The organism is Bacteroides sp. MSK.20.82 (assembly GCF_019052485.1).
In the GTDB taxonomy this organism is placed as follows: domain Bacteria; phylum Bacteroidota; class Bacteroidia; order Bacteroidales; family Bacteroidaceae; genus Bacteroides; species Bacteroides thetaiotaomicron.
The window spans coordinates 58,427-65,381 of sequence record NZ_JAHQUN010000032.1; the positions used below are offsets into that span (position 1 = coordinate 58,427).

Annotated in this window: 5 protein-coding genes; 1 reads left to right on the forward strand and 4 read right to left on the reverse strand. The window is 37.3% G+C overall.

All coding sequences use genetic code 11. The features are described from left to right. The first annotated feature begins 2 nt into the window (after positions 1 to 2). A complete protein-coding gene (locus tag KTR07_RS20075) occupies positions 3 to 2,993 on the forward strand; it encodes a M60 family metallopeptidase (protein WP_195568282.1) in 2,991 nt (996 codons plus the stop codon). A 65-nt stretch (positions 2,994 to 3,058) separates the two neighbouring features. On the opposite strand, the gene KTR07_RS20080 is transcribed toward KTR07_RS20075, so the two are convergent. From KTR07_RS20080 to KTR07_RS20095, 4 genes are all read right to left on the reverse strand, one after another. After that, positions 3,059 to 4,936 (reverse strand): erythromycin esterase family protein, encoded by a 1,878-nt coding sequence (locus KTR07_RS20080; protein WP_229110592.1) that lies wholly within the window; start codon positions 4,934 to 4,936, stop codon positions 3,059 to 3,061. Between the two features lie 136 nt (positions 4,937 to 5,072). Continuing rightward, entirely contained in the window at positions 5,073 to 5,231 is a 159-nt protein-coding gene (locus KTR07_RS20085) for a DUF5030 domain-containing protein (protein WP_008764467.1), read from the reverse strand. Next, the gene (locus KTR07_RS20090; protein ID WP_008764468.1) at positions 5,228 to 6,019 is read right to left on the reverse strand and encodes a hypothetical protein; all 792 of its coding nucleotides are present in this window, start codon (positions 6,017 to 6,019) and stop codon (positions 5,228 to 5,230) included. Before KTR07_RS20090 ends, KTR07_RS20085 begins: the two co-directional genes overlap by 4 nt. 110 nt (positions 6,020 to 6,129) lie before the next feature. Next, positions 6,130 to 6,888 (reverse strand): hypothetical protein, encoded by a 759-nt coding sequence (locus tag KTR07_RS20095; protein ID WP_008759953.1) that lies wholly within the window; start codon positions 6,886 to 6,888, stop codon positions 6,130 to 6,132. Positions 6,889 to 6,955 lie beyond the last annotated feature (67 nt).

Genomic DNA, 6,955 nt, shown 5'->3' on the forward strand with positions numbered 1-6,955 from the left:
CTATGTTATTGGATAAGGTAAAACACATACTATGTATCTCTCTTATTCTGCTGGTGGGAGTCACTACTCTCTATGCTTGCAAGAGTGATGATAAGGAGCTGCAGGGAGAGCCGGTGCTGCAAGTCCAGAAATCCATTGGATTCAAGAAAGAAGGTGGGGAAGTAGCCGTACCTGTCAAATCGAACCGGGAGTGGAATGCATCGGTAACCGAGGGAAAAGAATGGCTGACGGCAAGGAAAGCATCGGATACAGAATTGACGGTTTCGGCAACATCCAGTCCCGAAAAAGGAGTCAGAGAAGGAAATATTACTATCACCAATAATGCGCTGACTGCTAAACTCAGAGTTGTGCAGACAGGCGGTGACCTGATCATTGAAGTGGCTGAAGAGAGCCGTGTCATTCAGGTGGCGGGAACAGGAAACGATCATATAGAAGTCAACTTGCTTTCCAATACAGACTATGAAGTAGTCATTCCGGAGGAAGCCAAAGACTGGATTACCGAGAAAGAAGTACCTGATACAAGAGCCGATCTGGCATCCAGTACACGAATATTCTCCATTGCTTCCAATCCTCTGACTACAGAAAGGAATGCTACGATCAAGTTTGTATCCAAAGAAAATACAAACATTTATGACCAGTCGGAAATCAAACAACAAAAGAAATCGAGTGATATTTCGGGTGTAAATCCGGAGAAGGATGTAAAGTTGAAAGTTACCGGCGGATACGACACCGACCATCAGCCGGGGCAGGATATATCGAAGTCTTATGACGGTCAGTTCGGCGGAACCTGTTATCATTCCACATGGAGTCAATCTGCAAAATTCCCCGTAACTCTTGAATATCAATTCGATCAGAATCAGCTTACGCTAGACTATATCCTGTATCACAGTCGAAATGGTAACGGTAATTTCGGAGCATTCGAACTTTACATCAAGCCTCAAGGAAGTACGGATTTTGTTCATATACAAGATTATGATTTTAAAGGAGCAGGAGGCAGCCATAGGATATTGCTGAACGATCCGGTTGTACCTGCGGCTGTTCAATTCAAAGTTAAAAGCGGATTAAATGATTTCGTCAGTTGCGACGAGATGGAATTTTTCCATGCTGCGGAAAATCCGCTTGACGAACAACTGATAACTGTATTCACCGATCGTTCATGCAGTGAACTCCGCCCGGACGCTTCCGACGAAACCATCAATCGGCTTCCGGCATTCTTCAATGTGCTGGCAAAGTCTTTGCAGAGTAATACTTATCCCGAAGCGGAAAAGAGATTCAGGATACAGTCATATCAGGCATACAGTGTGCCCGAATATTGGGGAGATAAATTGAGAACCAATTACTACTCGCCTCTTTGCAACCCTACCGGTATCATAACGAATGCGGGTGAAGAGATGGTCGTTTTAGCAGACGGCATACCGCAAGGTGAATCCATTTCACTAAGGTGTTGTTCGGATCTGGGGCCCGACGGTGAAGAACGATTCCTGAAAAACGGAATCAACAAGTTTTCATTTTCACGTGCGGGAAATCTGTTTGTCATCTATCAGAAACTTGATCCCCGTGGCATGCCGGCAGTGAAAATACATTTTCCGCCCCAGTATGTGGAGACAACGGAACATGCGCGTGTAGGCTTCAATGTATGGGATCTGACTGTGGATAAAACCGATGACCTGTTCCGTGAATATATCCGGAAGGCAAAATCTGTCACTCTGGACGGATCTGATAAATGCGTATTTGTATTGAAAGGCAGGAAGATTCTGTTTACAGCACTGAAAGACTTGCTGCAAAATCAGGACAACTTCAAACAGTATGGAGTAGTAAGAGGAATGGAGCGATGGGATAACCTGATAGATTGGGAGCAGGAACTGGCTGCTATCGACACCTATTCTAATACGGGAGAATTCAATTCACTGATGCATGTCACGACTTTCACCGACGGACTTTATGCTACCAATTATTACATTAACATGGCAGCCGGTGATGTAAGCACAAAAGATGGATGGGGATTCAAAAACAACTTCGATCCGCGTGATATGGACAAGAATCAGGACAATGAATGGGGACCGGGACATGAACTCGGACATATGCATCAGGGAGCCATCAACTGGCCCAGTACTACGGAATCGAGCAATAATCTCTTTTCTAATTACGTGGTATACAAGATAAACCAGTGGGGATCACGTGGAAGCTCCATTGGGACTTTAGCTACTTACCGATATGCGCCTCCGACTCCTTGGAGCAGATTCATGCATCCGCGCGACCCGAACACGTTGGCATTTACCCCTCAGGACATGACATCCGATGATGCCAATAAATATGGATTATATCAAGGAGAAGCCTCCGAAATGCACATGCGCCTTAACCAGCAATTGTGGACATACTTCGAACGTATCGGCAAGAAACCGAATACCATCCGTAAGATATTCGAGCAAGGACGTACCCCTGAATTCTGGTTACCTTTCAATGATCCGGGAGCAGCGCAACTGATGTATGCACGCAACGTAGCAAAAGCTGCTAACATGGATATGACCGAATTCTTCGATGCCTGGGGATTCTTTATTCCGGTCAGTTTCAAGTTGTATGCTTACGGAAGCTTTTCATATACCGTGACACAGGATATGATTAATCAGACGCTGGCTTATATGAAAACATTTTCCACTAAATGTCCGCCTATTGAATACATTGAAGACCGAAGATACCAGGCAGGAGCCAAAGGCAATCAAAAAGGTATATCCGAAGATGGAGGAGATGTAGGGTACTTCGAAACATTCCAGAACAATGTGAAAATCACCAAGACTGTAAGTTATACCGTTTCCGGAAGAACATACACTGTGACTAAAGGCGAACAGGCGGTTGCTTTCGAATTAATCAAGGATGGCAAAAAAGTATGGTTTGCCAATCGGTTTGTATTTACTGTACCTGCCGGAGCAGACATTGAAGGAGCGGAACTGTACGCTGTTCAGGCGGACGGGCAACGTATTAAAGCAAATAAATAGGGAAACTTACTGAATATCCCCAATCTTATATGGAATGAAGAGTAGCTTTTACTTTTGAGTAGAAGTTACTCTTTATTTCTTATCTTTTCTTCGTTTGCTTTCAATTCTTTTATCAACTCCTTTATTCTAAGAAATTGTTTGAACATTGTTTCGAATTCTCCAGTCGTTACATTTTTGAGCGGCGTGCTTTCTTGTATAAAGACATAGGCATCACACCAGTTTTTCACAGAATGAAATTGATATTGTCTCTGATAACGTGCCATTCTTGGAATAACTAGTAACTCAACAATACCGTCATCCATATATTTGGACGGATAATAGAAATAACTTTCTTTTGTGCTTAGAGCTAAATGTTCAAAACTATTATATGGTGGCTTGGATAATGGTAATGCTATCAGCTTGCTAAAATAACCGGCGGATTCCTGAGTAAATGTTCCTTTTCCAACTTGAAAACCAATTGAGTAATACTTATCTCCATAATATTTCTTTAAACGATTCCCTGCTGGGATTTCTTTATACGGAAAACTATCAAAACGTTCCAAATTAGAAAGATGGGCACTATGAACGTGAATGATTAGCTTCTCATCTTTTTTTAAGAAATGATCAGCAAGTTGTTTGGTATAAGTAAACATATAGAAATCCCTATAATCAGGAGGAGGCAATTGGGAGCCAATACCCAAATTGATACAAGTTTCTATGTATTGGGTAAAAAGCGAAAAATTCTCTTCTCCCAACTTCGTTTTTAAATAAACATCCTCATGAGCATATTGCAATATATCTTTAAATTCTTTATCATATAGTTTTAATAAATAGTATCGCCCTTTTTCTTTATCCAATAGATTTAATAGGTAGTCATAAAAATATGGACTTATGATGTCTTTATAATCCATACCAGATAGGTGTACTTTACGAAGAGATGTCTTGTTATACTCCTTTAACCAATCCACAAAGCCCATAAGCTCGCTATTGTTTGTAAAAAACATCTGCATGATTTCTTTTATTTGTTTTTCAATGTCGGGTGATGATATAATTCCTTGTATATATGCATCGACCAGTAGTAAGGCATCAACGGGAGCCTCTAACAGAACAAACCTGCAATCTCCATTTTGAATGAGATTCTTTGAAAATTGAATAACCGCAGTTTTTAATTCTTGCGAACCATGAGTACATTCTCCTAATCCTATGATTTTTTTATCTTTCAATTCATTTATTCGCGTAAGCAGAGTACTATCATTGTCATGAGATAATTTTATAATCTTATTTTTGATAAGTCTTTTGTGAATGTTTGTGTTAATGACAGTTTGATCTTCAATAGATTGTTTCCCCAGATCTTTTCCATCAATATTGATTTGCAGGTCACTTAAACATATTTGTTGATCCGGATTACTATTTCCAAAATAAAAGATATTAATTCGTAATGCTTTGGCTTTATATTTCCCGTCCGTCAATTTTAATGATAGTACATTATCCGTCCATTCCGGATGTTCCAGCTTTTTGTCTTCAGATGCTACTGCCACTTCATTACTGTTGAGAGCTGTAACTGTAAGCCATGCATTAGTTATCTCTCTTGTTTTACTTTTTATAGATACTTGGCAGCTATCTCCATTTATCTGTTCTGGTATCATGATAGTGCAAGATGTAATAAATATCATATTCTTATTTTTTGATGGAGGTGGAGTATATGATATTTTATAAACTATATTATCATCTTTCTTTATTTGCATTGATTCAATATAAGTAAAGCATCCGGTTTGGTTCTTTATCCAAGACCACTTTTGTTCTTCTCCTCCCTTAAAATTGAAATTATATTCTTCTGCGATAGTTTGAGCAATAGATGATGCGGGAAAGATAAATATAAATAATAGTACAGGAAATATAAGGCAAAATCTCTCTTTTTGTTTCTGTATCCCGCTAATACCTATTCGTACTAATTTCTGTTTCATATGCATTAAATTTAAGTTGTGTGATTCTACAAATATAGAAATAAAAACGCATTGTTGCATAGACAATCAATGATTTAATATTGCTTGTTGACTCAATATCAATATTCAAGGTATTTGCCAGTGAACCATTCGGCAATTATACCATTATAACCTGCTGGTACGTCTTGATACTGTCCTTAAAAAGATTCAACATGTCGGTTAGAGACATAATCTCATATTTGTCGTCTGCATTATTTTGAGCATAGATCAAACCAGGCAATAAATATATGAAAAGTGATATAATTCTATTTTTCATAATTGACCAACTATACGTACGGTATCTGATTCATTTCGCTTTGGCAAAATAAATATATTATCTGTCTCTGGGACAGGATCTATTACTTCGATATAATCTTTCGGATTTCTATACCAAAACACCTTTTGTAATGATTTGATATAGTGGTTGAGTTTCTTAGCTCCTTCGTCAGTGTATAAGCAATAAAGAGGGATACAACCACGATATCGTTTTTGAATTAATATGACCAAGCAATGAGTATATTTATTTTCATATTTTTCCCACATTTTTAAAGGGTATGTGATAACAGTATCTGCATTGAAGGATTCACGGGCATATTTGGAAGACTTATAAGTTATAGGTAATTCAGATAAAAAAGCGACTCGTTTTCCCGTATTTTTAAGGAAGTCCGCTTTAATATGGGTTAAATGATAAGTATTCATCTCAACTTTCATTTCTGGAAGCAAATCAAAATCTGCATAGACTGAATCATTGCGTCTGCAAAATATACTGGGAATAGCAGTGAGTATAATAAAATTACTATCTTTGGATAGAAAGGATTTGCGATAGTAGCTTGGTAATCTCTTAGATTCTTTTGCAAGAAAGCATCCTAAATAAACTTTGTTTTTTCCTAAAGAATCGATATAGGATATAAAATCTTTAGGCTGATTATACTGTACTTGATTTCTATCTAGTGCATAACCTTCTGGGATAAAAACATTTTGAAGACTTTTATCTTTTTGAGGATAAGCATTCGATGCTATCAAAAGTAATAATGATGATAAGATTATTGTTTGTAGTATTCTCATTGTTTTACACTTTAATAATTGTAGCCATTATAATCATTCTGATAAATTTTAGTTGTGTGATTCTGTAAAGATAGAAGTAATAGGATAAATTCCCATCTTATTTTTGCATCTTAATTATTAGCGGATCTTTCTTTAGCTTTTAAATGAGGTATTTCATATTCATCTATGATTGGTGGATCTATTACTTCAATGTAATCTTTCGGTTCTCTATACCAAAAGACATGTTCTAATGATCTGATATAGTGACTTAGCTTTTTGGCACCTTTGTCATTATAAAAGCAATACAGAGCAATACATCCACGACGTTTTTTTTGAATTATCATTACTTGGCAATGATTGTACTTATTTTCTAAATTTTCCCACATTCTTAAAGGATATGTAATTACAGTATCCGCATTAAATGCTTTACGAGCATATTTTGAAGATTTATAAATGAGAGGAAGATCACACAAAGAAGTAACCCTTTCTCCTGTATTCCTAAAAAAATCTCCTTTGATTATTTCTAAATGATAAGTATTCATTTCAATCATAAATCCTGTTTTAAAACTAAAGTCAGCATAAATAGAATCTTTATCCCCGCAGAATATGGGAGGCACAGATACGTATGCAATAAAATTACTGTCTTTTGATAGTATGCAATTATAATGTCGACTAAATGCATGTGCTCTAAATTGTTTTGAAGTAATGCATATTAGATTACCGTTAGGAATATGATGAAACACAAAATCGCTGGACTGATTAAATCGTACTTGGTTTCTATCCAATGCATATCCTTCAGATATATATCCACCAGAATTGAAAAAATCTTTAGTTTTTTTATCTTCTTGAGAGCATACCTTTGATATATTCAAAAGTAATAATGCTGACAAGGTTATTGCTTGGTAAGCCCCCGATAAAGTACCCGTTGTCTTTGTATCTTTAAGTCTCGATCTTTGC

Coding starts and splice junctions, on each gene's coding strand:
- KTR07_RS20075 (WP_195568282.1), top strand. CDS start 3: ATGTTATTGGATAAGGTAAAACACATACTATGTATCTCTCTTATTCTG.
- KTR07_RS20080 (WP_229110592.1), bottom strand. CDS start 4,936: ATGAAACAGAAATTAGTACGAATAGGTATTAGCGGGATACAGAAACAA.
- KTR07_RS20085 (WP_008764467.1), bottom strand. CDS start 5,231: ATGAAAAATAGAATTATATCACTTTTCATATATTTATTGCCTGGTTTG.
- KTR07_RS20090 (WP_008764468.1), bottom strand. CDS start 6,019: ATGAGAATACTACAAACAATAATCTTATCATCATTATTACTTTTGATA.